The sequence below is a fragment of the Halorubrum distributum JCM 13561 genome, assembly GCF_000337395.1.
GTDB lineage: Archaea > Halobacteriota > Halobacteria > Halobacteriales > Haloferacaceae > Halorubrum > Halorubrum distributum.
On record NZ_AOJF01000023.1, the window covers coordinates 1 to 22,578 of the forward strand.

General features: G+C 67.3%; 20 protein-coding genes and 1 tRNA gene. 11 read left to right on the forward strand and 10 right to left on the reverse strand.

The window, feature by feature from the left end; translation table 11 throughout:
• Together C470_RS02390 and C470_RS02395 are read left to right on the forward strand one after the other, a co-directional pair.
• A partial coding sequence (locus C470_RS02390) for an ABC transporter permease (protein ID WP_008365007.1) occupies positions 1 to 554 on the forward strand: 554 nt, incomplete at its 5' end.
• A 38-nt stretch (positions 555 to 592) separates the two neighbouring features.
• Entirely contained in the window at positions 593 to 1,198 is a 606-nt protein-coding gene (locus C470_RS02395; RefSeq protein ID WP_008365009.1) for a nitrous oxide reductase accessory protein NosL, read from the forward strand.
• 42 nt (positions 1,199 to 1,240) lie between these two features.
• On the opposite strand, the gene C470_RS02400 is transcribed toward C470_RS02395, so the two are convergent.
• On the reverse strand, positions 1,241 to 1,981 hold the full coding sequence (locus C470_RS02400; RefSeq protein ID WP_004595988.1) for a helix-turn-helix domain-containing protein: 741 nt from the start codon (positions 1,979 to 1,981) through the stop codon (positions 1,241 to 1,243).
• On the opposite strand from C470_RS02400, the gene C470_RS02405 reads away from it, so the two are divergent.
• The 3 genes from C470_RS02405 to C470_RS02415 all read left to right on the forward strand — a co-directional run bounded on the left by C470_RS02405 (position 1,980) and on the right by C470_RS02415 (position 4,501).
• Complete coding sequence (locus C470_RS02405) at positions 1,980 to 2,390, forward strand: DUF2249 domain-containing protein (RefSeq protein ID WP_008365011.1); 411 nt, start codon at positions 1,980 to 1,982, stop codon at positions 2,388 to 2,390. The two genes, C470_RS02400 and C470_RS02405, sit on opposite strands and share 2 nt — an antisense overlap.
• 255 nt (positions 2,391 to 2,645) lie before the next feature.
• Positions 2,646 to 2,882, forward strand: coding sequence for a hypothetical protein (locus C470_RS02410; RefSeq protein ID WP_004595992.1), 237 nt, complete (start codon positions 2,646 to 2,648; stop codon positions 2,880 to 2,882).
• 512 nt (positions 2,883 to 3,394) lie between these two features.
• On the forward strand, positions 3,395 to 4,501 hold the full coding sequence (locus tag C470_RS02415) for a radical SAM protein (RefSeq protein WP_008365013.1): 1,107 nt from the start codon (positions 3,395 to 3,397) through the stop codon (positions 4,499 to 4,501).
• A gap of 41 nt (positions 4,502 to 4,542) precedes the next feature.
• Here the strand turns inward: C470_RS02415 and C470_RS02420 are convergent, their stop codons facing one another.
• From C470_RS02420 to C470_RS02435, 4 genes are all read right to left on the reverse strand, one after another.
• The gene (locus C470_RS02420; RefSeq protein WP_008365015.1) at positions 4,543 to 5,907 is read right to left on the reverse strand and encodes an MFS transporter; all 1,365 of its coding nucleotides are present in this window, start codon (positions 5,905 to 5,907) and stop codon (positions 4,543 to 4,545) included.
• A 166-nt stretch (positions 5,908 to 6,073) separates the two neighbouring features.
• Complete coding sequence (locus tag C470_RS02425; protein ID WP_008365018.1) at positions 6,074 to 8,977, reverse strand: UvrD-helicase domain-containing protein; 2,904 nt, start codon at positions 8,975 to 8,977, stop codon at positions 6,074 to 6,076.
• Positions 8,974 to 11,592, reverse strand: a complete 2,619-nt coding sequence (locus C470_RS02430) for a PD-(D/E)XK nuclease family protein (RefSeq protein ID WP_008365020.1) — start codon at positions 11,590 to 11,592, stop codon at positions 8,974 to 8,976. Before C470_RS02430 ends, C470_RS02425 begins: the two co-directional genes overlap by 4 nt.
• A 46-nt stretch (positions 11,593 to 11,638) precedes the next feature.
• On the reverse strand, positions 11,639 to 12,880 hold the full coding sequence (locus C470_RS02435) for a hypothetical protein (protein WP_008365022.1): 1,242 nt from the start codon (positions 12,878 to 12,880) through the stop codon (positions 11,639 to 11,641).
• Between the two features lie 96 nt (positions 12,881 to 12,976).
• On the opposite strand from C470_RS02435, the gene C470_RS02440 reads away from it, so the two are divergent.
• Positions 12,977 to 14,359, forward strand: coding sequence for an ATP-binding protein (locus C470_RS02440; protein ID WP_008365024.1), 1,383 nt, complete (start codon positions 12,977 to 12,979; stop codon positions 14,357 to 14,359).
• Between the two features lie 22 nt (positions 14,360 to 14,381).
• Here C470_RS02440 and C470_RS02445 read toward each other — a convergent pair whose 3' ends face one another.
• A complete protein-coding gene (locus C470_RS02445) occupies positions 14,382 to 15,158 on the reverse strand; it encodes a hypothetical protein (protein ID WP_008365026.1) in 777 nt (258 codons plus the stop codon).
• 203 nt (positions 15,159 to 15,361) lie between these two features.
• On the opposite strand from C470_RS02445, the gene C470_RS15200 reads away from it, so the two are divergent.
• Both C470_RS15200 and C470_RS02450 read left to right on the forward strand, forming a co-directional pair.
• Complete coding sequence (locus C470_RS15200) at positions 15,362 to 15,769, forward strand: type IV pilin (protein WP_008365028.1); 408 nt, start codon at positions 15,362 to 15,364, stop codon at positions 15,767 to 15,769.
• Between the two features lie 168 nt (positions 15,770 to 15,937).
• Positions 15,938 to 16,246 carry a hypothetical protein gene (locus C470_RS02450; RefSeq protein WP_008365030.1) on the forward strand — a complete coding sequence of 103 codons (309 nt, stop codon included), beginning with the start codon at positions 15,938 to 15,940 and terminating at the stop codon, positions 16,244 to 16,246.
• Positions 16,247 to 16,326: 80 nt separating this feature from the next.
• Here the strand turns inward: C470_RS02450 and C470_RS15525 are convergent, their stop codons facing one another.
• The 3 genes from C470_RS15525 to C470_RS02460 form a co-directional block, all read right to left on the reverse strand.
• Complete coding sequence (locus C470_RS15525; protein WP_152418622.1) at positions 16,327 to 16,986, reverse strand: hypothetical protein; 660 nt, start codon at positions 16,984 to 16,986, stop codon at positions 16,327 to 16,329.
• Positions 16,987 to 17,448: 462 nt separating this feature from the next.
• Positions 17,449 to 17,628 (reverse strand): hypothetical protein, encoded by a 180-nt coding sequence (locus tag C470_RS02455; protein WP_008365033.1) that lies wholly within the window; start codon positions 17,626 to 17,628, stop codon positions 17,449 to 17,451.
• A gap of 140 nt (positions 17,629 to 17,768) precedes the next feature.
• Positions 17,769 to 17,843 (reverse strand) — tRNA-Arg (locus C470_RS02460).
• Between the two features lie 332 nt (positions 17,844 to 18,175).
• Between C470_RS02460 and C470_RS02465 the strand changes: the two genes are divergently transcribed.
• The gene (locus tag C470_RS02465; RefSeq protein WP_004596008.1) at positions 18,176 to 18,775 is read left to right on the forward strand and encodes an RAD55 family ATPase; all 600 of its coding nucleotides are present in this window, start codon (positions 18,176 to 18,178) and stop codon (positions 18,773 to 18,775) included.
• Between the two features lie 82 nt (positions 18,776 to 18,857).
• Entirely contained in the window at positions 18,858 to 19,280 is a 423-nt protein-coding gene (locus tag C470_RS02470) for a CoA-binding protein (protein WP_008365034.1), read from the forward strand.
• 27 nt (positions 19,281 to 19,307) lie between these two features.
• On the opposite strand, the gene C470_RS02475 is transcribed toward C470_RS02470, so the two are convergent.
• A complete protein-coding gene (locus tag C470_RS02475; protein ID WP_008365036.1) occupies positions 19,308 to 20,288 on the reverse strand; it encodes a PLP-dependent cysteine synthase family protein in 981 nt (326 codons plus the stop codon).
• A gap of 301 nt (positions 20,289 to 20,589) precedes the next feature.
• On the opposite strand from C470_RS02475, the gene thrS reads away from it, so the two are divergent.
• Positions 20,590 to 22,566 (forward strand): threonine--tRNA ligase, encoded by a 1,977-nt coding sequence (thrS, locus tag C470_RS02480; protein WP_008365038.1) that lies wholly within the window; start codon positions 20,590 to 20,592, stop codon positions 22,564 to 22,566.
• Positions 22,567 to 22,578: the final 12 nt, after the last annotated feature.

Below are 22,578 nucleotides of genomic sequence, written 5' to 3' on the forward strand. Positions count from 1 at the left end.
GGCTCGCGGTCGTGTTCTCGCTGCCGGTCCGCCGGAGCGAGGTCGTCGCCGGGACGTACCTCGGGCGGCTGGCGGTGCTGGCGGGCGCGACGGTCCTCGGCTTCGGCTTCAGCGGCGCGCTGATCGTCCGCGAGTTCGGGGCCGGCTCGCTGTCCGCGTTCCTGGGGTTCCTCGGGGGAACGGTCGGGGTCGGCGCCGCGTTCCTCGCGGTCGCGCTGCTGCTGTCGACGGTCGCCCGCGAGAAGACGCACGCGCTCGGCGCGGCGCTGCTCGTGTGGGTGTGGTTCGTGCTCGTCCACGACCTGCTCGCGCTCGGGATCGTCGCGGCCACCGAGCTGCCGGACGCCGCGCTGTCGGCGCTGGTGCTGTCGAACCCGGTGAGCGCGTTCCGCGTGTTCGTCTTGAGCGGGCTCGGCACCACCGCGGGCGGGGGGTTCACCGCCGTCCTCGCCGGCAGCGGGCTGTCGACGGTCGCGCTCGCGGCGTCGCTCGTCGCGTGGACCGTCGTCCCCGTCGCCGTCGCGGCGCGACTGGTCCGCCGGCGGCGGCTCTGAACCGCTCCCTCCGTTTCTCCGAAAAACCGACACAACCAATGTGCCACCACACGCGATCAGCCGAACGACGGACCGATTACGCTCGCCGAGCGTTCCTGCGCGGCCTCGCGGCCGCGGCGACCGTCGGCGCGACGGCCGGCTGCCTCGGCGACGACCCGGAGCCGGCGCAGACGGAACCCGCCGACCCGGTGTCGCTCGGCGGCGGGAAGGCCTGCGACGCCTGCGGGATGGTCATCGCCGACCACGGCGGACCGAGCGGGCAGGTGTTCTACGCCGGCGATCACCCGCCGGACCGCGACGGTCCCGCGTGGTACGACAGCCTCGCGGAACTCGTGATCGAGCGCGACGCCGCCGTCGACCGGGACCGCGAGCCGATCGGAACCTACGTCACCGACTACGCCGCCGTCGACTACGAGATACGCGAGACGGCCGGAGACAGAATCATCTCCTCGCACGTCGCTCCGGACGCGTTCGTCCGCTGGGACGAGGCCGCCTACGCCGTGGAAACGGGCGTCGTCGGTGCGATGGGCCCGGACCTGCTCCCGTTCTCCGACCGCGGGGCGGCGGAGTCGTTCGTCGAGGCGGAGGGCGGGCGGCTCGTCGAGGCCGATGCGGTCACCGCCGACCTCGTCTCCTCGCTGTAGGATAGCTCCGACGCCGCTCAGGTCCTCGATGCCGCTCGACCGCTACTGAATCCGCTCGATCCCGTCGTCCTCGGGCGACTCGAAGTCGACCGGGCGGCGCGGGAGGTCGTCGACGAACTCCCGGACGATGGTGCGCTCCACGCGCTGGAGCACCTCGCTACAGGTCGACTTCGCGATGCCGACGTGCTCGGCCACCTCGGTGAGCGTGCACTCGCGGGGGACGTCGTAGTAGCCGCGGTCGACGGCCTCGAAGAGGACCTCGCGCTGGCGCTCGGTGAGCGACCCGCCGGGGTTGACGCGCTGTTGGACGTACTCGACCTCGAACTCCGCGCCCACGTCGCGGAGCGCGTCGCCGAACTTCGCGACGCGCTCGTGGTCGCCGGTCACGTCGACGCGGGCGACGCCGTCGCAGATCTCGACCGGCATCTCGATGGGGACGCCCGCCCGGCGGGCGACCGTCTGTAAGAGCGGGACGAGCGCCTCGACCTGAACGGTGACCATTCCGTCGTCCTCGGCCATCACCGACGAGTGGGTGATCGTCTCGTGGTCGTCGATCGCGTCGAGGATCGGGTCCGTGTCGTCCGCGGTGACCCGAACCAGCGCGAACCCCGCGCCGTCCTCGGGCGTCGCGGTCAACACCTGGAACCGCGCGTCCGGGTGCTCCCGCGAGACGTCGCCGACCCACGGCCCGTCCGGAATCGTCACGCGGAGGCGTGCCTGTGCCATACCCGCCGCTTCGGCGCCGGCGTGGAAGTACCTTCGGCTCCGCGCCCGCCGGAACATGTTCGTCACAAACGGCCCGGGGATCGGGTCCGTCCGTCGAGACATGAGCTCCGAACCCGACGATCCGGCGGCGGTCGAGCGCGCGGTGGCCGAGCGGACGGACGCGCCGACGGACGGTGAAGCCGTCTCCCTCGACGTCCGGAACCTCGGGCCGCCGAAGCCGCTGCGCGAGACGCTCGAACGCGTCGAGACGCTCGGCGACGGCGACGTGTTGGTCCAGTACAACGACCGGACGCCGCAGTTCCTCTTCCCGCGGCTGGAGGACCGCGGGTTCGCGTACGCCGCGGTCGACACCGACGCGACCGACGCGGTCGTCACGGCGATCTGGCCGGCGGACGGCGAAACGACGGTTTCGGGCGAGCGCGCCGACGAGGGCGACGCGGCCGCAAACGACGTGACCGCGACCTGAGGCATCGCGACCCGACGAACCGCGACCCGACGAATCGCGACCGGCGGTTTCGGTGGGGTCGGGGCGCGCGAGCGCGGCCCGCCCGGCACGAGCGCGCGAACAGTAATCGTCAGACGTCTCGGACCGTGGGCTCCGTCGAGGTCCCGTCTCTCCGACACATCCTCGACTGAAACGACTGCGCGGTGAGGTCCGCGAACTGGTCAGTCGGTTACGGTTTCAGAAAAGTTATCAAAAACACCGATCGAACTGACCCCGATGCCCTCCAAAACAGACGAACCGCTTAAGTCGATTCGCTATCTGCTCCTCGTAATCGTATTTTTGCTCGCGCTCGGAGTCGCGGCGCTTGGCGATATCGCTGTCGCGGTACGTGGTTACACGACGGGGATATCGACTGCCGCTCGCTCAATCGGGGGCGTAGTCGTGCTTACGGAACTTGTACTCCTCCTCTACACGGTGCTTCGACCAAGCGAGAATCCGGACGCAGCGGACTGAGCTTGCCGACTGAGTCGTGAGTTCCCCGTATTGACCGCAACGGGGACGAGTAGCTCAGTCACTGAGGATTTCAACAGGGCCGTGTGTTTATAACCGGGCGACGTTGCCGCGGCGAACACCGCTGAAGCCCCGGTCGCTCGGTGACGGCCGGCGGCTCCGCCGCCGGTGACTGCGCCGTCGAGTCCCGCCCGCACAGCACGGCGCAGCACCTCGCGCCTCTCCGGCCTCGTCGCCGGACTACGTCCGGCTGTAAGCGAGAGCTTCGCTCTCGCCCTGTCAGTCGGGCGAACCCCGACGACCTCGCGGGTGTTCCTCATGGCCTGTCGGCCATTCGGAGCCACGCGCCGACCGCATCGCCTTTGATAAACGATCGTCGCGGTTGATCGCGGGTAGTCAAGTGTCGCATCGCGGCCGCCGGCCTGATCCACCTCCTCCCGCCGGCTCGCTGTCACCCGGGGGAACACGTTCGGGAACGACCCCAAACGGATCGGGATCGTAGCGGGAGGCGAGCGATGTTCGACGACCTCGACACCGACCGGCGGCCGCTGGTCCTCGTCTGGGAGGTCACGCAGGCCTGCGGGCTCGCGTGTCGGCACTGCCGGGCCGACGCGAACCCGCAGCGGCATCCCGACGAGCTGACGACCGCGGAGGGGAAGCGACTGCTGGAGGACGCCGCCGCGTTCGGCAACGGGCAGTTGGTCGTCCTCTCCGGGGGCGACCCCCTCGCCCGCGACGACCTCACGGAGCTGGTCGCGTACGGCGACGACCTCGGGCTCAGGATGACGATCACGCCGAGCGGGACCCGGTCGCTCACGCCCGAGCGCGTCCGCGACCTCGGGGACGCCGGGATCGCGCGGATGGCGCTCAGCCTCGACGGCCCGACCCGCGAGCGCCACGACGCGTTCCGCGGCGAGGAGAGCTTCGAGGACACGGTCGCGGCCGCGCGCGCCGCCCGCGACGCCGGGATTCCGCTCCAGGTCAACACCACGGTTTGCGCGGACACGGTCGACGACCTCCCCGCGATCCGCGACCGCGTCCGCGAGCTCGGCGCCGTCCTCTGGAGCGTCTTCTTCCTCGTTCCGGTGGGTCGCGGCCGCGTCCTCGACCCGGTCTCCCCCCAGCGCGCCGAGGACGCCATGGCGTGGCTCCACGAGGTCTCGGAAGAAGAGCGGTTCGGCGTCAAGACGACGGAAGCGCCCTTTTACCGCCGGGTGGGGATCCAGCGGGCGGAGGCGGGCGAGGCGGACGGCGCCGCGGGACGGCGGGGCGGGGTCACGGCCGGGCGCGGGTTCGCCTTCGTCAGCCACACGGGCGAGGTGTACCCGTCCGGGTTCCTCCCCGAGTCGGCCGGCGACGTCCGCGAGCGGTCCGTCGTCGACGTCTACCGCAATTCCGACCTCTTCGAGTCCCTCCGCGACCCGGACGGCTTCTCGGGGAAGTGCGGCGCCTGCGAGTTCCGCCACGTCTGCGGCGGGAGCCGGTCCCGCGCCTACGCCGCCACCGGCGACCCGACCGGCAGCGACCCGCTGTGTCCCTACGTCCCCGAGGGGTACGACGGGCCGCTCCCCGAGCGGCAGCGCGGGGGCGACGGCGGTGACTCGCCGGAACCGGCGGACTGACCACGAGCGCCACGCTCGCGGTCGTTCGCCCGCGTTCGCACTCAGGCGTACGCCTCGAACTCCCGACCGAACGCGAGGAAGTAGCCGGTGCCGACGGCGCCGACGACGGCCGCGACGGTGAACGCGACTTCGGGGCTGACGAAGTCCCACAGGTACCCCCCGACCGCCGCGCTCGGGATCACGATCGCGTTCCGTATCAGGTAGTACGTCCCGGTGACGCGGCCGCCGGTTCCCCGCTCCGCCGGCCCGACGATCAGCGCCTTGTGCGACGGCAGCCCCGCGAACCGAAGCCCGGAGAACGCGAAGACGGCGACCATCACCGCCCAGAGCGGCAGCGCCGACCCCGCCAGCGTCGGCGCGTAGATCAGCACGACGGGGAAGACGGCGTAGACGGCGAAGCCGACCGCGACCACCGGCTTCAGTCCGACGCGCTCCGCCAGTTTCGACGCGGGGACCATGATCAGCAGCGCGACGAGCATCTCGACCCCGAGGAGGTAGCCGAAGAACGCCTGCGGGGAGAGGTTCACGTCGTACGCGAACCCGCCGAGCGCGACCGTCGCGTCGAGGCCGACCTCGAAGAACTGCGTGACCACCAGCACGAAGAACACGTACACCATCCCGTTCGCGAACCGCACGAGCGTGTCGCCGACGAGCAGCGGCCGGAGGGGTTCGGGCATCTCGCGGAGGTCCCGACGAATTTGGTCGAGGCCCGCGAACGAGTCGCCGAGGGAGTCGCCGCTCGCGTCGTAGCGGACGTGCTGGACGAGCGTCCCGAGGACGCCGAAGACGACCGCGACCGCGAGGACGAACTGGAAGCTCACGGTGAACTCGGAGCGAAGCCCGATGAGGACGGCGGCCAGCACCGGCCCGACGAGGAACGCCGTCCGGCGGAACGTCTCCGTGCTGGCGAACCCCGCGGCCAGCCGCGAGGGGTCCGTCGCCTGTTTCACCACCGCGAACGTCGCGCCGAGGCCGAACGACTTCCACGCCTGCGCGAGTAGCAGTCCGACGAAGATCCAGACCCACGGCTCGACGGTGACTCCGCCGACCGTGATCGGGCCCACGCCCGGCGCGACCAGCCAGACGAGGAAGCCGAGCGTCGACAGGAGTCCGAAGAGCGTCAGCGCGTACCGCGAGCCGATCCGGTCCGAGACGGCGCCGCCCGGGTACGGGTACAGCGCGGAGATGACGTTGCCGAACGTGCCGAACAGGCCGACGACGAACCCGGACGCGCCGAGCGCGACCAGGTACTCCGGGAGGAACCGGTTCGTCATCTGGAAGCCGAGGCTGAAGGCGAACATCGCGACCGACAGAACGAGGACGTCTCGCTCCAGCGCGAAGAACCGCCTGAACGCGTCGAGCGCGCCGGACCCCTCCGTCTCGGTACCCGCCGCGCCTTCGCTCACGCGTCCTCCCCCCGCGTCGCGAGACGGTCGCGGTCGTCGGCTCCGATCCGGGCCGGCAGCGCGAGGGAAACGGTCACACTTCCTCTCCGGTTCGAGCCGACAAAAATCCGACTCCGCCGCTCGCCGTCACTCGGCGTCCGGCTCCGTCTCTCGGTATCCGCCTCCGTCAGTCGGACTCCGACTCGGCCGCCCGGACGAGCGTCCGCAGGTCCTCGATCGAGTGCGGGTCGATCCGTTCGCGCGTCCCGTCGCTCGTGTAGAACAGGCTCGTCTCGACCGCCTTCTCGGGGAACCACTCGTCGAGGACGTGGTAGTAGACGCTGAGCTGCTTGCGGTACTCCGACTGGGCGCGCCGCGTGGAGTCCGTCTTGTAGTCGATCACCTCGACCCGGTCGGCCGTCACGTGGACGAGGTCGGCGATCCCCGAGACGGTGACGCGGCGGCCGTCGACGTCGATCGGGAGCGTCACCGGCTCCTCGACGTACTTCTCGCCCGACAGGCCGTCGAGCAGCTCGACGATCCGTCGCGCGTGGGCACGCAGGTGGTCGTTCGACGGCAGCTCCTCGTCGCCGAGCGCGTACGCCTCCGCGAAGTCGTGGACCCGCGAGCCGAAGTCCATCCCCCGGGTCTCCGGGTCCGCCTCGGGCTCGGGGCCGGCCTCCGTCCGCTCGCCCGCCTCCTCGAACACCGACTCGTCCATCAGCGAGTGCGGTGAGTGACCGATCGGCCCGGCCGGCGCGGTCACCGCGAACGGCAGCTCCGCGTCTGCGGGCTCACCGCGGTCGAGCGGCTCGACCTCCGGCTCGATTGCCTCGACGGCGACCGGAAGCTCCTCGAGGAACGTGTTCGGGTCTTCGCCGGCCGCGAACACGACGTGGCTCTCCGCGCGCGTGACCGCGACGTACAGCAGCCGCCGCTCCTCGCCGTACTCGCGCGGCAGACAGCGCCTGATGACGTCGTGCCGCCAGTTGTCGTACACGTGCGGATGAGCGCCCTCCTCCGAGTAGATCTTCCGCTGCCGGAGACCGACCGGGTCCCGATACCCGATCACGCTCGACCCGCCGGCCCGCGGCGGGAAGCGCCCCTCGTTCATGTTCGCCATGACGACGATCGGGTACTCCAGCCCCTTCGCGGTGTGAATCGTCTGAACGGTCACCGCGTCGTCGCCCGCGGTCGCGCGGACGTCGACGGTGCTTCCGGTCTCGACGCCGCGCTCGATGTGCCGGATCACGTCGCCGCGGGTGGCCGTCGTCGCGTCGTGGACGGACTGGAGCGTGTGGAGGAGGACGTCCGCGACGTCGCCCGTGTACCCGTAGCGGTCGAAGACGCGGCGCGCCACCGCGCCGAGCGACTCCAGCGCGCGGAGTTCGTCGCGGAACCCCGCCGGCTCGGTCGGGTACGACCCCGTCTCCAGGGCGTGATCGATCTCGTCGAACGCGTACCCGGCCCGTTCGAGCACCACCGCCCAGCCGCGGTCGGCGTCCGACTCTACGATTCGGAGCCACGCGAGCAGGAGCTTCGCCGGGTCGGTCCGGAACAGCTCGATCCCGCCGTCGTACGCCACCGGGAAGTCGTACTCGGCGGCGACGTCGAGGAGCTCCCGGCCGTAGTCTCTGGTCCGCGTGAACACCGCGACGTCCCCGTACTCCGGCGGGCGCGGCTCGCCGTCCTCGCCCTCCACGGCGTACTCGTCGCTGCCGACGATCTCCTGGACCTTCGAGAGGACGGCCTCGTGTTCGTCCTCGTGGCGGATCCCCTCGACGACGGTGTTGTCGAAGGCGGCGTTCGAGGAGAGGCCGACGACGTCGTCGGGGCTCGTCTCGACCGTGTCGCCGCTCGACGCCGGCGTCACGATCGCTCGCTCGGAGAGGTCGATGACGGACTCGGTGGACCGGTAGTTCTCCCGCAGTTCGATCCGGGTCGGGTCGGGGGAGTCGAACGGGACCCGATCCGCGTCGTCGTTGAGGTCGGCGGCGAACCGCTCCAGCCGGTCTTCGAACTCTGAGATGTTGCGCACGTCCGCGTACTGGAACGAGTAGATGCTCTGCTTCCAGTCGCCGACGACGCAGACGTTGTCAGTTCCGGACAGGAGTAGCGCGAGCTTGAACTGTACCTCGCTCGTGTCCTGGAACTCGTCGACCATGACGTACTCGAACGTCGCCGCCTCCCGGGCGCGCTCGTCCTCGCAGAGGAGGACGAACGCGAACAGCTGGAGGAAGCTGAAGGATAGGTAGTTGCGGCGCAGCGCGAACCGAAGGTACTCGACGTAGACGTCGTGAACGAACGCCTTGAGCCCGTCGCGCTCCTCGTAGAAGACCTGCCGCGCCACGTCGTCGTCGAGCCGCTTCGTCCCGCGGCCGCCCCGGAGCGTCGACTTCGACGGGGCGTCGGCGCGGTACGCCTTGTCCCGGCCGAAGCCGCTCAGGTCCTCGCGCAGCTTCGACTGTTTCCGGCCGTCGTTCCGGGGGCGATTCGCCGCGTCGAACCGCTCCTCGAACGCCGCGAAGTCGCCGTCGAGGTGTGACTCCCCGTCCCGGTACCACCCGTCCGTCGTCGGGAAGATCCCCTTCGACGCGAGCTCCTCGATCAGGTCGAGCAGCTCGCCGGGCGCGGAGAGGACGCGATAGAAGTCGGCGTGTTCCGGGTGGTCGTCGCGGAAGCCGCCGAAGAACTCGCGGAACCGCTCGGCCTCGATCAGCTCGTCTTCGAGGATCCGCGTCGAGCCCGTGATCCGCTCGTCGAGGCCGAGGTGCGTCGGCGCCGCGTACCCGTGTTCCTGGAGGAGCTCGTGGCAGTGCGAGTGGAACGTCCGGATGGGGGCGTCGGCCAGCTCCCGCAGCCCGTACCCGCTGTGGTCGACGATCCGCTCTTTCATCTCCGTCGCGGCGCTCCGCGTGAACGTCGCCAGCAGCACGTCCTCCGGTTCCACGTCGGGTCGGTCGACGATCCGCCCGTAGCGACGGGTGACGGCGAACGTCTTCCCCGTCCCGGGACCGGCGTCGACGAGGTACGGTCCCTCCGTGGACTCGATCAGCTCCCGCTGGGCGTCGTTCGGCGTCGGCTCGCTCATCGGTCGCCCCCCAAAAGCAGGTCGCGGTTGTCCACGCGCCGGTAGTTCGGCTCGCCCCCGAGCCCGTCGACGGGGAACCGCTCCTCGCCGGCCCGCCGGGCGTTGAGCTCGTCGAGTCGCTCGTCGACGAACGCCTCGAAGGCGTCCAGGTCCTCGCGGAAGAACGCCCGCTTGCGGACGCCGTTGAACTCCCGAATCGCCTGGTCCGAGCCCTTCTCGGCGTCGACGTCTCCGGAGGTCGCCGCGTCGACCGCGGCGGTGAATCGCTCGGCGAACTCGGAGTCGCGCAGCTCGCCCCTGTCCGTCGTCTCGGGGAACGTCAGGGGCGCCACGATCTCTTCGTAGGCGGCGTAGCCGAGGTCCTCGAACGTCTCCCGGCAGTCCGTGTAGCCGTCCAGCAGCCGCTCGTACGCCTCTCGGGACCCGACGTACTCGTCGAACGAGGTCGGGTGGTAGGTGACGGTCGTGAGCGCGTCGTCAAGGTCGGCGTCGCCGGCGACGGCGTCGGCCATCGGTTCGAGGAAGTGGAAGAACGTGAACTCTATGCGCTCGTCCGGGCGGACGGTCCGGTAGTAGGTCAGGTACAGCGCGGCCTGGAAGTTCGGCGCGTCGGCCGGCGGGTCGAGCGCCGCGCCCTTGACGACCTGCGTGAGTCGCTTCTTGCGCCCGCTCTTGTAATCGAGCAGGCGGGTCGGCGACCGCACGAGGTCTATCTTCCCCTTCACGCCGAGGGATTCGTCCTCGAACCAGCGCTCGGTGAGCGGGGAGTCGGCCGGCTCGTCGAAGTGCTCCGCGAAGAAGTTGGTCCCCCACCCCGACGCCGGCGTGAGGAAGTCGTCGGATTCGGGCCCTTCGTCGTCGAGGTACTCCGTTATCAGCTCCAGCCCGATGCGGTACGTCCGGCGGCGGAGCGGCTCCTCGGCCGCCGAAAAGAACGCCTCGGCCTCGTCAAGCATGGCGTCGACGAGGTCGTCGGCGTCGGCCGCAGCGACGACGTCCGGGTGGTTCACGTAGAACTCCGCGAAGTCGTGGAAGAGGTTCCCCTCGACGAACCGCTCCTGGTCGGGGGAGTCGAGGAGCCGCCCGAAGAGGTAGTCCCGCGGGCTGTTGACGTAGCTGTTGAGCGTCGACTGGCTGACCGTCTCGACCGACTGGGGGTCGACCCCGGTCGGTCGTCGGTCGAAGCCCGCGCCCGTCGACCGCGGCCGCCGCCGGTGTTCGACCGAGTCGAGGTCGCTGAACCGCTCGAACTCCTCGTCGAGCAGGTCGCCGAGGTACAGGCAGGGGGTGATCGGCTCCCCGCCGGCCGCGTCCTGAACGAAGTAGTACTGCCGGTCGCCGCTCTGGAGCAGGCGCTGGAAGCTCCCGACGTAGCGGTCGAACTGCGTCTCGGTGTCCACCCACGGCCGCTGGGGCGCCGAGTGCGTCCACTCCTCGCCCATGCCGAGGTGGAAGACGACGGGGCGGTCGACGTACGCGGAGGACTTCGCGTCGGCGAGGAGGACGCCCTCGTTGTCCCTGTCGACCGGGACCTCGTACGTCTGGAGGTAGTAGGCGAGCCGGTCGACGGCGCCGTCCGTCACCGGTTCGTCGGCGAGGCCGAGGCTCCCCAGCTCCTCGTCGAGCCGGCTCAGTTCGACGCCGGCCTCGGACGCGTACGCGTCGAGCGCCTCCGCGAACGTCCGGTTCTCGACACGGTCGCGGAACGTTCGCAGCCACGCCACGCCCGGTCGGTCGACGGCCGCCAGTCGCCGCTCGCGGTCGGCGATCGGCGCGTCGATTCCCAGCTGCGAGAGGACCGGGGCGGCGTCGCCGACGGTCGTCTCGGATCCCCGGAAGCAGAGCCGGAGGAGCCGGACGAACGCCCGGTGGTGCGGGTCGTCGGCGAACCCCGGGCCGCCGTAGAAGGGGACGTCCGCGGCCTCGAACGCGGACTCGACGAGCGAGGAGTACTTCCCGCCGCCGTCGAGGACGACCGCGACGTGCTCGGCGTTGCGCGCAGAGACCGTGTCGAGGAGCGCGGCGACGACGTCCGTCGCCGACTCGAAGACGTGGAAGGGCGGGTGGTCGAACGCCTCGTCGGCGAACAGGTCGACGCGGTCGAACTCCTCCGGGAGGACGCTCCGCTCCAGCTCGGTCAGCTGGTCGTGGCCGACGACGGCGACGGACTGGTCCTCCTCGTCGGACCGATCCCCCGTGACCGACCGGTCCCCGTCGACCGTGTACTCGCTGAGCCGCTTCGACGTCGTGCGGAGGGTCCGCATCACCTCGACGACCTCGCGGGTCGCGTCGTCGACGTACGCGTCGTATTCCAAGATCGCGTCGAGGCGGCCCGTGTGTTCCCAACACTGGAGGACGTTCCCGACGGCGTACGCGACCGCCTTCCAGTCGTGGTCCGTCTCGGTGACCAGCTCGAGGAACGCGCGGCGGTCCTCCGCCTGCTCGCGCCGGCCGGCGGCGAGGCGGCGCGGCGTGGTCGCGAACGTCCCGAAGTGCGGGCGGTCGAGGCGGCGGTTGATCGCGCTCGCCAGCGCGGCGTCGGGAGTCACGACGAGGTCGTAGTCGGCGACCTCCGCGTAGAGTGTCTCCGCGGGTTTCGCTCTCCGGATAGGCACGACTACCGCGACCCGGACAAGTCACAAAAAGATAGCGGGGACGACATCAGACCGACTCGCGTAACGCCCACACGTCGCCCGCGGGGTCCAGATTCGACGGTTCCGCGCCCCGCGACGTCAGGATTCCGGCGTGATACAGCACCGCCTTCAGCTGGAACACGGTGGGCGAGTGGTAGACCTCCCCGTCGGCGAGGGGATCGCGCCGTAACTCCCCGTCGGCGTTCAGGACGCGGCTCCGGACGTCGTCGTCCCCGCGGACGAACAGTTCGACCGTGAACGACGGGTGTAGCGCGTGGAGGTACTCGACGACCTCCGGGAGGCTCGGTTCGGTGATCCCGTCCTCGTGCATGTGCTGGAGCTCCTCGACGAGCAGTTGCGTCGCCGGGTACTCGTAGACGACGCGCCTCGTGAGCATGCCCCACTTCGGCGCTAGGTCACAGAAGCGCTCCCGCGAGCGCTTCCAGTCGTCGAACGTCGCTATCGCGGCCTCGACCGACCCGTACTCCCGCAGCGCGAACCTGACGACCTCCCGGCCGAGCGGCGTCAGCCGGGCGGGTTCGGGGTGGTCGTCGATGAGGTTCAGGAAGGCCGCCCCCGTCCGGGCGTCGTCGGTGGCGCGCACGACGTGCTCCGCGAGGACCCGTTCCGTGTCGCGCTCGTGGGAGACCGCGAGGGGGTACGCGAGGTAGTTCTTCGGGTGGTTGAGGCCGAACGACTTGCCGGCGACGCCCTGCGCGCTGGCCTGGAACCGGATGGCCGTCGTCTCGGTCGTCGTTCGGTTCCCGACGACGCGCGGCGTCTCGACCGGATCGACGGCGCCGTCGGGGGTCACGCCGAGGAGGCCGACGTTCAGCTCGCGAGCGAGGGTCCTGGCGGACTGCGAGACGGTGTCCGCCGGGACAGCGACGTACGCGGCGTTCGCCTCGTGGAGCCGGTCGTACGCCTGAACGATGCCGCGCTCGACGTCGGCGTCGCTCCGGTTCGTGTGGCCCTTCGCCTCGACGACCACCAGCGGCGGGTCGTCGCCCAGTCGGTCCACGGCCAGAAGCTCGTCGCTCAACAGCCGCACGCCGACGAGGTCGGGGTAGCCGGAGCCGACGCGGACGTGGTTGAACGGCGCCAGTTCGTCCGCGATCGCCGGATCGATGGACTCGTCGGCGAGCCATCGGTCGGACGAGAACTGGGTGTCGACGACCGCGTACCCGTCGTCCGCGTCGTCGGGGAACAGCCGGCGCTTCGCGTGCGCCAACACGCGCGGTTCCGAGAGCGGTGACGCCGCGCTTGCCATGGTGGATAGTGCCATCACCGGCTCATGAAGATGGGTGGTATCGGTGAGCGCGGGAGGAAGCTATAAGTCATTATCGCAATAATCATTATCCAGAGTATGACTTTTTACGACCGGACGGCGGAACTCGACGCCCTCGACACGGCGTTCGAGTCACCGGGGCACGAGTTCTACGTGGTCTACGGCCGACGTCGTGTCGGCAAAACCGAACTTCTCAAGCAACTCTGTACCGACCGACCGCACATCTACTTCCTGGCGGCCCAGGAAGCCGAAGATCGGCAGCGCGAGAAATTCGTCGAGAAGGTCGCCGACTACTTCGACGACCGCGTGCCACGAATCGACGGCTGGGACGAGGCCCTCGACTACCTCGGCGAGAAACTCGCCGCCGAACGTCTCGTCGTCGCCATCGACGAATTCCCCTACCTCGTGGAGGAAAACGATTCCCTCCCGTCTTACCTCCAGTCCTTCGTCGACGAGCAACTCCAAAAGACAGAGTCGATGCTGGTGCTGTGCGGATCCAGCGTCAGCACGATGGAGTCAGAGGTGCTCGGCCACGAGAGCCCGCTGTACGGTCGTCGAACGGGCCAAATCGACGTACAGCCGTTTTCTTTCCGGCAGGCCAGGGAGGTCATCGCCTACGATATCAAGGATGCGATCCGGTCGTTTGCGGTCACGGGCGGCACCCCGATGTATCTCACCCGCTTCGACTACGACCAACCCCTCAAGGAGAACATTCTGACGCAGGTTCTCTCCCCGACGGCCGTTCTCTACAACGAACCCGAATTCCTCCTCCGCACTGAGTTACGGAAGCCCGCGCGATACATGAGCATTCTCGAGGCGATCGCGACCGGGCACACGACACCCAACGAGATCTCGGGGACGACCGGCATCGGTTCGGGGCCGCTGTCGAAGTATCTCCAGACCCTCCGACGACTGCGGCTGATCGGCCGCGAAGTGCCCGTGACGGCGTCGGCAAAGCAGTCCAAGCGGTCGCGGTATCACGTGGCAGACGAGTTCCTCCGGTTCTGGTTCCGGTTCGTCGAACCGAATCGCTCCAGCATCGAAGAAGCACCCGACGTCGTCTACGACGGAACGATCGAGCCGAATCTCCCCGACCACGTCGCAACCACGTTCGAAGCTGTCTGCCGAGAGGTAGTCTGGGAAGCGATCCGTCGCGGCGAACTCGACTCGTATTCCGAGGTGGGGCGGTGGTGGTACGGCGGAGACGAGATCGATATCGTCGGGCTCGCCCCGGACGCCGACCGGATTCTGTTCGCGGAATGTAAATGGACGAGCGAGCCGGTTGGCCCGGCCCTCGTGTCGCAGCTGCGGGAGAAAGCCGAGCACGTTCGCTGGGGACCGGACACGCGCGACGAGGAGTTCGCGCTGTTCTCGAAGAGCGGGTTCGTCGATGAGCTCGATACCGACTTAGATGAGGACTGGTCGCTGTTCGGGCTGAGCGAAATGAGGGCTCTTCTGTAGTCGAACGATTGACCCGGCGGCGCTACTCGACGCCGAGTTCGCGGGCTGCGGCCGCGGAGATGGTGAGCCCGGCGTCGGCCGTGGTCACGCGCTCGTCGATCACGTCGTCGAGCACCTCGCGCAGCTCCGCGATGAACGAACTCGGCCGCTCGACCTGAACGCGCGTCGTCGACTTGTCGGCGTAGTTCAGCCCGCGGTGGCGAACGTAGGTCCGCGCGAACGACCGCCGGACCGGCCGAGGGACGTCCCACACGACCGCGGGCAGGTGGTCGAGCGACGTCTTCGCGCCGGTCGGCGCGCCCATCGCGACGAGACACCGACCGAGGACCGTGCCGTCACACGTGGGGACGACCTCGGTCGCGCGGCCGGGCGTGTCGGCGTTGCGGGTGCGCGTCTCGACGCCGACGCGCTCGAAGGCCGCTCGAATCTCCGCCGCGTCCACCCGGTTCCCGGGCGTCACCGCCGGAACGTAGTTCCCCGTCGGAATGCTCCCGCCGGCGAGGACGTGCGCGAGCAGGTCGACGAGCGCGGCGGCCGTCTCGCCGTCGGGATCCGGGTCGAGCCAGCCGCGGTCGGTCGCCGTGTCGATCCCTCGGACCGGATCGGGAACGGCGTCTTCGAGCCAGCCGCGGACGCGCTCGGCGGGGAGGTCGAGCGCCCGCCCGACACGGACGCGGCCGGCGGTCGGGTGTTCGGCGGCGTACTCGCGGACGCGGCGGTAATCGAGGACCTTCTCCCACGGGTCCGGATACACGCGGTCGCTATACGTCCGGGAGAGGGCGTTCGCCGTGGGTTCCATAGTTGCTGTGATTACGTCAACGAGTTTGACCCTACCCGTCCAATTTTCACCATTGATATTCATGGCATTAACTACATAAGGAGGTCTCGCCTCTATCTTTACAACCAGCAACCGATCTGAACGAGCGGAGGGTTGTCTTACGCGTCAACGACCGCGTCTGAGTCCCCGAAACCTCGTTCGTCGGTGGCCGCTGGGTTCAAACAATGAAACCAAGCAACCAATCCAACGCGGACGACAGGGCAGTGAGTCCCGTCATCGGCGTCATCCTCATGGTCGCGATTACCGTCATCCTGGCGGCCGTTATCGGGACGTTCGTTCTCGGACTCGGCGATCAGTTAGGTGACACCGCGCCGCAGGCAAGTTTCACAATTGACGATGAAACAACCAATACGACGCTCTACGTGACTAAAACCGGTGGCCAGTCAATCGAAGCGTCGGATCTCACGGTCTCAGTTGACGGCAATAGAAGCGGGAGCTTCTCAGCAGGAACTTGGCAGAGTGGGGATCAAAGAAATATAACCATCAGTGCACCGAGCGAGGAAGTTGAAGTTCGGATTATTCACGATCCGAGCGGAAACGCAATCTTCCAAGACACGTACGACTTCAGCTAATCGCGTAGCTCGTATTCCATTTTTCGCGGCTTTTGAGTTTTGAGCAAGAACCCCGTCCAGAGGTATTGAACCCTCGCAGTCAGTGGGTATGAGCCGAGCGACCACACAACCGAACACATCGAGCTGTGGGCGACGGACTGCTACCCGCTCACGCTCGACTATCCGGTCGTGGACGGGCTCAAATTCGACGCGAGCGACGAGGACGGCTGGCCGTGGGACGTGAAGGGGTCGATGGTCAACGGCGTGCGACCGACGTTCAAGTTCTGGGAGGACCAGCACGAGGCGCTCGCGGACGCTGACGGCGGGTACGCGCTCGTGTGGTACCGAGCCGAGGGGAGAGAGATAACTGTCGTCTCGTTGCGGACGGTCCGTGCTCGGGCGCTTGAAATCGACAACTGGACGAAGCCGGGTGAAACGCATCATCGGTCTCACAGTCGTGAGGCGCAAATCCCATCTAGACTACTTCAATTAGGATGAGTTGAGATACTCTTAGAGAGATCAGTTTGAAGTGTGATTTTGTGGTGGTTCCTGAAACCCTCAGTACAAAACAGTTATATTCAGATCGGAATCAATCGATGAATTCCAGTAAGCAATTTGATAATTATGTCACGTTGTTTCCATATCCACTTTGGAGTATATACTACAACCACGATGGCGACGAGTCCGGTAACAAATACATACATAATATATGCGGTATATATCCCGAATGAGTACGCTTGTGCCAAAGTAACTAACCCGTCAATTTCGTCTACTTGTGAAATTTGTGGCAAGTTAGTCCCTACTAACCCACCAGCGTAGAGCATGACAAATACCGCGACCCAGAGGAAAGGGTAATCAAGTCGATCCAGATAGTTCGATATTTTACCGACAATACTCACATAACCCATCGATACCCCTAATCCGAGTAATTGTCCAGCAATAACGGAAAATATCACGAGATATGCTGAAAGTACCTGCTCAAACTGAGCTATCACACCGACTGTTAGAGAAATAACTTGTATGTAAAAGAATCCAAATATACTCAAACCCCAAGTTTCAGTCGACATGATTACCGAGGATGTATGATAATAATACGGTAACATTTTTGCCAGGACAAGAAGCGACAGGAAAACCACAATTAGAAATCCAACAACTAGACCGTAGTTGATGAACGATTGATTTCCAATTCGCTCCCCTATTGTTTGAAGATATATTGTAAAAGCGGCGAAGACGCCCACTAGTGTGAATATATGTGTGTTATCATCTAGAAACTGGTCCAGTATTTGAATAGGCTCGACTAAGTGCGGAAGTATCTGATAGTACAGGTACTGCCTAGTCAATGAAGGATTCACAGTCGATAACTCAGCTCTGTTTGTCAATATATAAATATCAATGATAAGTGTCGAATTAAAAGTATCCCTCTAGTAAAACAGCATGGATCGCTCCTGAGCGTATATGTGGAGCAACCCTCGGTTCGTAGCCTGTGGGGTACCTTAGAATCTGTGGCCTTAGCCACCCCCCTAACCGCCAACCGACCCCCCCGGTGTCGGTTCGGCGTCGACGAGCAGCTCGTCGAGTCCGGACCCGCGCTTGTGTTGCGGTCGAGATCGTCGCGAACCCGCCGGTCGAGAGGGTCGATCCAAGCAAAAACGGCCGCGAAAAGAGGATCTGGGTAGTGTTTCTACTCACGAGGGGCCGCGCTACCGGAGCGTCTGACCCTTCCCCCACGCGCTCCGCACCGGCCGGATCTTCGGTCCCGACGCGTCCCGGTAGTGCGACACCGCCTCTTTCAGCCGCTCCGGATCGCGACCCGCACCGACCCAGTACCGCTTGAGCCGCGTCACCAGCTCCGACCAAGACTCATCCGCGATGTTCCCCATCCGAACTCGAAGGTGTGCCTCGCGCTCGTCGATGTGGATCTCGTTCGCCTAGCAGAACGCGATCAGTTCGAGCGATTCCGTGGCGTAGCGAGTCGCTACGGTAGAATCGGCAGTAGTCGTGAAAACGCTCGGTGAGTAAGTGGGCGCTACAGGATTTGAACCCGTGGCAACTTGGTCCGAAGCCAAGCACTCTGTCCAAACTGAGCTAAGCGCCCTCATCGTCGTGTACTTCCGAGAGCGTGTTAAGTCCCGCGATCCGAAATCGCCGCCGCGCAGTCCGACGGTTCCGCGCCGGTCCGGGCGGTCGATCAATTCGAAGACGTGACACATCCCCGCGATCCGTCGGCGGGCGGTCCCGCTCTCGGACCGGAATTCGGCGGCTGATCCGGTCCACGACCGCGTCGAGACGCATCGTCGCCTCGCAAGGGGCGATCAAAAAGAATATTATTCGGAGCGGGCATGTTTCGGTAGTAGATGTGTCCTGGTCGTACGGCCTCGCGGCCGAACGAGAGGCTCGCGCCGACGACGTCGCCCCCGAGGTGCGTCCATGTATGAGCTGACGCCGCACTTCGACGCCGAGGTCGAACCCGGGACCAACATCCTGTTGACCGGCCCGCCGCTCAGCGGGAAGCGGTCCATCATGATGGACATCCTCGCCGCGGGAACCGACCGCGACGAGGGCGCCATCGTCGTCACCACTAAGGACGGCGCCGACCGGGTGCTCCGCGACTACGAGAAGCGGACGCCCTACGAGGGGAAGCCCGTCGCGGTCGTCGACTGCGTCACCCGCCAGCAGGGCGGCGAGACCCGCGAGTCCGACCGGATCAAGTACGCCTCCTCGCCGGTGGACATGACGGGGATCGGGATCAAGCTCTCCGAGTTCCTCCAGGCGTTCGGCGACCGCGGCATCGAGCGGAACCGCGTGATGGCCCACTCGCTGTCGACGCTGCTGATGTACTCCGACCTCCAGACGGTGTTCCGGTTCCTCCACGTGTTCACCGGCCGCGTCCAGAGCGTCGACGGCCTCGGGCTGTACAGCATCGACTCGACGGCCCACGACGACCAGGCGATGAACACGCTGAAACAGCTGTTCGACGGGATCGTCACCGTCCCCGAGGACGGCGAACCCGATATCCGGCTCCCCTGAGCGGGAGACGGCGGCCCGCGCCGGTTCCCGGGCCGCGGTGACCGTGGGATCGCTTAATCGTGTAGCGACCGTACGGGGAGCCATGCCCATCACCGACGACGCGAACCTCGACCGCCTGCTCGACGCGGAGACGATAGCGGTCGTCGGCTGTTCGACGACGGCCGGAAAAGCCGCGCACGACGTGCCCGCGTACCTCCAGAATCAGGGGTACCGCGTGATCCCGGTGAACCCGTTCGCCGACGAGGTCCTCGGCGAGCCGGCGTACGACGCGCTCGGCGACGTCGAGGAGGAGATCGACCTCGTCGACGTGTTCCGGCCGAGCGAGGAGGTTCCGGAGATCGTCGACGCCGTCCGCGAGCGACACGCCGAACGGGGCGACGCCGGCGCGCTGTGGCTCCAGCTGGGGATCAGTCACGACGAGGCGGCCGCCGCCGCCGAAGAGGACGGCATCGACGTGGTACAAGACCGCTGTCTCAAGGTCGAACACGGCCGACTACGCGGATAGGGGACGGCGGCGGACGGCGCTCCCGGACTACCCCTCCCACTCCTCGAAGGACCGGTAGACGCCCTTCGAGAGGTAGCGCTCGGAGGAGTCGCAGAACACGGTGACGACCGCGTCGTGCGGGGCGTCGATCTCGCCGTCGCGGATGTCGCGGGCGACCCGCTTCGCCGCGAGCGAGTTCGCGGCCGCCGACGAGGCGACGAGCTGTCCCTCCTCGGCCGCGAGCCGACCCATCTCCTCGTGGACGTCGCGGTCGGCTATCGCCTGGATCTCGTCGACGAGGGTCGGGTCGAACAGGTCGTTGCGCTCGGTGTCGTGCGTGCCGATCCCCTCGGTCTTGTACTCCTCGTGCTCGACGTCCTCGCCGAGGAACTCGCGGAACGCGGACCCGGCGGGCTCGACCGCGACGACGTGGGTGTCCGGGTCCGCCTCGCGGAAGTAGCGGGCCATTCCCATCAGCGTCCCGGCGGTGCCGCAGCCCGCGACGACCGCGCCGACCTCGCCGTCGAGGGCCTCGTCGATCTCCGGCGCCGTCGTCTCGTAGTGCGCCTCCGCGTTGAGGGGGTTCGAGAACTGCTGGGGGACGACGGCGTCGTCGAGCTCGTCGGCGATCTCGTGGGCGCGGTCGATCGCGAGCCCCATCCCGTCCTCGCTCGGCGTGTTCACGACCTCGGCGTCGAGCGCGCGCATGAGCTGCTGTTTCTCCACCGAGAAGCGCTCGGGGACGACGAAGATCGCGTCCAGCCCGAGCTGCTTGGCCGCGAGCGCGAGCCCGATCCCGGTGTTGCCGGCGGTCGGCTCGATCACGGTGCCGCCCTGGGGGACGTCGCCGCGCTCCAGCATGCGTTCGAGCATGTACTTCCCGATGCGGTCCTTGATGCTCGCGCCGGGGTTGAACGACTCCAGCTTGGCGTACACCGGCACCGGGTCCGGCGCGTCGTGGACCTCGACGAGCGGCGTCTCCCCGATCGTCTCCAACACGGACGACAGGGGCTCTCGGTGATCGGTCATAGCCCGGCAAACGTTGCCGCCGGATTTGTGTGTTGCCATCGTACCCGCCGGATCCGGCGCTCCGGAGCGGCGGCGTGAATTGCCGGGAGCGGGGACCGCGGTGACGGTCGCAGTGGACCGCCCCGACCGTGGCGGACCGCCCCGACCGTTGCGAACCGCCCCGACCGTTGCGAACCGCCCCGACCGTTGCGAACCGCCCCGACCGTTGCGAACCGCCCCGACCGTTGCGAACCGCCCCGACCGTTGCGAACCGCCCCGACCGTCCGACCGTGTGACTCCGCGCCGCGGATCGAACAGGCTTATGCCGGTCGTCCGGCTCCGATGCTGTATGAGCGAGACCGATGCGGAGGCCGAGGTGACGGTCGTCCTGCCGGACGGATCAGAGCTGACCGTTCCGGCGGGGTCGACAGTCGAGGACGTCGCCTTCGAGATCGGCCCCGGGCTCGGTCGCGACACCGTCGCGGGGAAGATCGACGGCGAACTCGTCGAGAAGTACGCCGAGGTCCACGACGGCGCGCGGATCGAGATCGTCACCGACCAGTCGGACGAGTACCTCACGGTGCTGCGCCACTCCGCGGCCCACGTGTTCGCGCAGGCGCTCCAGCGGCTCCACCCGGAGGCGACCCTGACGATCGGCCCGCCGACCGACGACGGCTTCTACTACGACGTGACCGACGTCGACGTCGACGAGGGCGACCTGGCCGCCATCGAAGACGAGATGGACGAGATCATCGCGGCGGACTACGACATCGAGCGCGAGGTCCGGTCGCGCGAAGAGGCGACGGAGATCTACGCCGACAACGAGTACAAGCGACAGATCCTCGACGAGGAGGCCGACGGCGAGGAGGTCACCTTCTACGTCCAGGACGACTGGGAGGACCTCTGTCAGGGCCCCCACGTCGAGTCGACCGGCGAGATCGGCGCCGCGACCCTGCTGGAGGTGTCGGCCGCCTACTGGCGCGGCGACGAGGAGAACGACACGCTGACGCGCGTGTACGGCACCGCCTTCGCGAGCGAGTCGGACCTGGAGGAGTACCTCGAACTCCGCGAGCAGGCCCAGGAGCGCGACCACCGGAAGATCGGCCAGGAGATGAACCTCTTCTCGATCCCGACGGTGACCGGCCCGGGCCTGCCGCTGTACCACCCGCCGGGGAAGACGGTCCTCCGCGAGCTGTCCGACTTCGCGAACGAGCTCAACCGCGACCACGGCTACGAGGAGGTCGAGACCCCCCACGTGTTCCGGACGGAGCTGTGGAAGCAGTCCGGCCACTACGAGAACTACAAGGACGACATGTTCCTCCTCGACGTCAACGACGAGGAGTACGGCCTGAAGCCGATGAACTGCCCGGGCCACGCGACCATCTTCGACCAGCAGTCGTGGTCGTACCGGGACCTCCCGCAGCGGTACTTCGAGAACGGGAAGGTGTACCGGAAAGAGCAGCGCGGCGAGCTGTCGGGGCTCTCGCGCGTCTGGTCGTTCACCATCGACGACGGCCACCTGTTCGTCCGGCCGGACCAGATCCGCCAGGAGATCGAGTCGGTGATCGAGATGATCTTCGAGGTCGTCGAGACGCTCGACCTGGAGGTCGAGGTCGCCCTCGCGACCCGCCCGGACAAGTCCGTCGGCGGCGACGAGATCTGGGAGTCCGCCGAGGAGCAGCTCCGCGACGTGCTCGAATCGGGCGGCTACGACTACGACGTCGAGCCCGGCGACGGCGCCTTCTACGGCCCGAAGATCGACTTCGGCTTCGAGGACGCCCTCGGCCGCGTCTGGGACGGGCCCACCGTCCAGCTCGACTTCAACATGCCCGATCGCTTCGACCTCACCTACACCGGCGAGGACAACGAGGACCACCAGCCGGTGATGATCCACCGGGCGCTGTACGGCAGCTACGAGCGCTTCTTCATGGTCCTCATCGAGCACTTCGACGGCAACTTCCCGTTGTGGCTCGCGCCGGAACAGGTCCGGATCCTCCCCGTCTCCGACGAGACGCTCGGCTACGCCCACCGCGTGAAAAACGAACTGGAGGACGCCGGCTTCCGCGTCGAGGTCGAGGACCGCGACTGGACCGTCGGCCGCAAGATCCGCGCCGGCCACGACGACCGGCTCCCGTACATGGTCATCGTCGGCGACGACGAGCAGGAGGCCGGCACGGTCTCGGTCCGCGACCGCTTCGAGAACCAGCGCGGCGACGTCGACCTCGACGAGTTCGTCGACCACCTCGTCGAGGAGCGCGCGGAGAAGCGGACGGAGCCGGACTTCGTCGACGACGAGTGACGGCGGAACTGA

Excerpts from the sequence above, each read along its gene's own strand:
- C470_RS15200 (WP_008365028.1), top strand. The coding sequence starts at position 15,362 with ATGAAACCAAGCAACCAATCCAACGCGGACGACAGGGCAGTGAGTCCC.
- C470_RS02465 (WP_004596008.1), top strand. The coding sequence starts at position 18,176 with ATGTATGAGCTGACGCCGCACTTCGACGCCGAGGTCGAACCCGGGACC.
- C470_RS02435 (WP_008365022.1), bottom strand. The coding sequence starts at position 12,880 with ATGGCAAGCGCGGCGTCACCGCTCTCGGAACCGCGCGTGTTGGCGCAC.
- C470_RS02475 (WP_008365036.1), bottom strand. The coding sequence starts at position 20,288 with ATGACCGATCACCGAGAGCCCCTGTCGTCCGTGTTGGAGACGATCGGG.
- thrS (WP_008365038.1), top strand. The coding sequence starts at position 20,590 with ATGCCGGTCGTCCGGCTCCGATGCTGTATGAGCGAGACCGATGCGGAG.
- C470_RS02470 (WP_008365034.1), top strand. The coding sequence starts at position 18,858 with ATGCCCATCACCGACGACGCGAACCTCGACCGCCTGCTCGACGCGGAG.
- C470_RS02425 (WP_008365018.1), bottom strand. The coding sequence starts at position 8,977 with ATGAGCGAGCCGACGCCGAACGACGCCCAGCGGGAGCTGATCGAGTCC.
- C470_RS02400 (WP_004595988.1), bottom strand. The coding sequence starts at position 1,981 with ATGTTCCGGCGGGCGCGGAGCCGAAGGTACTTCCACGCCGGCGCCGAA.
- C470_RS02410 (WP_004595992.1), top strand. The coding sequence starts at position 2,646 with ATGCCCTCCAAAACAGACGAACCGCTTAAGTCGATTCGCTATCTGCTC.
- C470_RS02445 (WP_008365026.1), bottom strand. The coding sequence starts at position 15,158 with ATGGAACCCACGGCGAACGCCCTCTCCCGGACGTATAGCGACCGCGTG.
- C470_RS02440 (WP_008365024.1), top strand. The coding sequence starts at position 12,977 with ATGACTTTTTACGACCGGACGGCGGAACTCGACGCCCTCGACACGGCG.
- C470_RS02395 (WP_008365009.1), top strand. The coding sequence starts at position 593 with ATGTGCCACCACACGCGATCAGCCGAACGACGGACCGATTACGCTCGC.
- C470_RS02455 (WP_008365033.1), bottom strand. The coding sequence starts at position 17,628 with ATGGGGAACATCGCGGATGAGTCTTGGTCGGAGCTGGTGACGCGGCTC.
- C470_RS02405 (WP_008365011.1), top strand. The coding sequence starts at position 1,980 with ATGTTCGTCACAAACGGCCCGGGGATCGGGTCCGTCCGTCGAGACATG.
- C470_RS02415 (WP_008365013.1), top strand. The coding sequence starts at position 3,395 with ATGTTCGACGACCTCGACACCGACCGGCGGCCGCTGGTCCTCGTCTGG.